General features: G+C 52.3%; 4 protein-coding genes. 2 read left to right on the top strand and 2 right to left on the bottom strand.

Annotation, left to right across the window (positions count from 1 at the left end; all coding sequences use genetic code 11):
• Window positions 1–417 (bottom strand): Wadjet anti-phage system protein JetA family protein (locus DWA01_RS00085; RefSeq protein ID WP_200832460.1); only part of this gene is annotated, 417 nt, incomplete at its 3' end.
• A gap of 199 nt (window positions 418–616) precedes the next feature.
• Between DWA01_RS00085 and DWA01_RS00080 the strand changes: the two genes are divergently transcribed.
• Together DWA01_RS00080 and DWA01_RS00075 are read left to right on the top strand one after the other, a co-directional pair.
• Window positions 617–985: a sirohydrochlorin chelatase gene (locus tag DWA01_RS00080; protein ID WP_114283610.1), complete on the top strand. Its 369-nt coding sequence runs from the start codon at window positions 617–619 to the stop codon at window positions 983–985.
• 40 nt (window positions 986–1,025) lie between these two features.
• Complete coding sequence (locus tag DWA01_RS00075) at window positions 1,026–1,949, top strand: bile acid:sodium symporter family protein (protein WP_114283609.1); 924 nt, start codon at window positions 1,026–1,028, stop codon at window positions 1,947–1,949.
• A gap of 9 nt (window positions 1,950–1,958) precedes the next feature.
• On the opposite strand, the gene DWA01_RS23975 is transcribed toward DWA01_RS00075, so the two are convergent.
• Window positions 1,959–2,252 carry a Nif3-like dinuclear metal center hexameric protein gene (locus DWA01_RS23975; RefSeq protein ID WP_200832459.1) on the bottom strand — a complete coding sequence of 98 codons (294 nt, stop codon included), beginning with the start codon at window positions 2,250–2,252 and terminating at the stop codon, window positions 1,959–1,961.
• Between the last annotated feature and the right edge of the window lie 33 nt (window positions 2,253–2,285).

Raw genomic sequence — 2,285 nt, 5'->3', positions numbered from 1 at the left:
ACGGGTATTACGGGGTCGCGCTACTGGCTGTGCCCCCTGGCCTTCCATGAAAGGCTCCACAAACTGACGCCCGCAGCGGGTGAAGTTAAAGCTGGATTGCAGGGTGGCTTCATCTACCTGCTTTTCCATCCAGCCGTGTTCCAGCATGTTATTAAGGATAAAACCCGCCAGCTCGCGATGCGTTTTAAAGCGGCTGTCGTCCTCATCGTCATCCTGAATCACCGGCGCACGCACTAGGGCTTCGCCAAAAATGTTAATGACGGCCTCACGGCTCAAGGCCTGGCCATACTCGCTACTGCCCGCATGGGAGCTGGAGAAAAGCTGTTTATACAGCTCCGTCAGACACTCCACCATTTGCTCGCGATACTTGCTGGTGAGGGGGCGAAAAAACTGGCTGCGTTCCTGTTCAAAAAACATACAATTAGTAGTGCCGATGTGTAAAAATAAAGCCCACCACTTTACCTGAATTAGCGGCTCACCGGAACGCCCTGCACCCCTGTATATGCGGGAATCTGGTCACAGCTGGGATAATTCGCCTAAGGTGGTGCAAAAAGGTAAAATGACGGGCATTAGGCGCTGTTATGTCAGCCCACCCTCACATGAGTAAAACCCCTGCATGAAAGCCCTGTTATTAATTGTTCACGGCAGCCGCAAGGCCAGTTCCACCACAGAAATTGCCCAGCTGGCCAAAAACATTGCCAAACAAAGCCATGATTTCAACCACGTACGCCACAGCTTTTTGGAACTGGCCCAACCCAAGGTAGATACCGCCATTGAAGAACTGGTATTGCTGGGCTGCCAAGAGATCGTGTTGATGCCTTATTTTTTAGCCCAGGGTTTTCATGTGGCACAGGATTTACCCGAAATCCTCACCCAGGCCCAGTCGGCACATGGGCAAGTAAACTTTAAGCTGCTTAAACACTTTGGCGCCGCCCAGCAGATGCCCCACTGGATACTGGAATATGTGGCAGGGGAAAACGTCTAAAACCTTATGCTATAGTGCCCGCTAAAAAGTGAGGCTCCCCATGTATTTCCCCCTACTGGCCATTATTGGCATCGTTATCGCGCTGCTCTTCCCTCAGGAGCTGGTGTCTTTTAAGTCGCTCATTATTCCCATGCTGGCCATGATCATGTTTAGCATGGGCCTAACTCAAACCCTGCAAGACTTTATCCGCGTCTTCAGGCAACCCAAACCCATCATGATTGGTTTGGCCTTGCAATATAGCGTCATGCCCATGCTTGCCTATATCATCGCGCTAGTACTGGGGCTGGATGAACAATTAGCCTTGGGGTTAATTATCGTGGGTTGTTGTGCCGGCGGCACGGCCTCCAACGTGATCACCTATTTGGCCGGCGGCAACGTGGCCCTGTCCATCAGTATGACACTGGTTTCCACCTTGTTAGGCGTATTGTTAACCCCCTGGTTAATCCAGTTTTACGCCGGCCACCTGGTAATCATCGAAGTGTTGCCCATGCTGCTCACCATCTGCAAAATCGTGTTGGTTCCGGTATTGCTCGGCACCGGCTTGCGTTACTGCTTCGACCGCCATATACAAAAAATTCAATGGCTACTGCCCCATGTGAGCACGGTGCTGATCGTCTTTATCATCGCTATCGTGGTGGCCTTAAATGCCGCTCGTTTTTCTCAAATTGGTATCAGCCTGATACTGGCCATCATGTTGCACAATGGCCTGGGGTTGCTCATCGGTTACGGTGTGGCCAAGTTATGTTCGTTAGCGGATGCGGATGTGAAAGCGGTGGCCATCGAGGTGGGCATGCAAAATAGCGGATTAGGCGTGGCGCTGGCCATCAAGTATTTTGCCCCAGGAAGCGCCCTGCCCGGGGCCTTGTTTAGTATTTGGCATAATTTAAGCGGCTCGTTATTGGCCGCCGCCTGGTCCAGAAACAAAACACCCAAACAAACAGAGAGCATTCAAACGCCAAGCTAGCAACCAGGCTTAGACCGGGTGGTCTATGTCCACAAACTCCACCGGCAATCCAAATTCTTGAGCCAAGTGCTCACCCAAAGCCTTGGCCCCATAACGCTCGGTGGCGTGGTGGCCGGCGGCATAAAAATGAGTGCCGGTTTCACGGGCGTTGTGCACGCTGGGTTCGTTAATCTCACCGGTAAGGTAAGCATCTATGCCAGCATCGATGGCGTACTGCATATACGATTGCGCGCCTCCGGTGCACCAGGCGATGGTGTTAATAAGGTCGTCCTCTTCCCCTATGTGCTGGGGTGGGCGTTTCAACTGTCAGGATATCTGTTCACTCATCTGCCTGGC

The sequence above is a fragment of the Candidatus Halocynthiibacter alkanivorans genome (assembly GCF_003333265.1).
Taxonomy (GTDB): Bacteria; Pseudomonadota; Alphaproteobacteria; order Rhodobacterales; family Rhodobacteraceae; genus Halocyntiibacter_A; species Halocyntiibacter_A alkanivorans.
The sequence above is the reverse complement of the archived record's forward strand: the minus strand, read 5'-3'. Positions and strand labels throughout refer to the sequence as shown.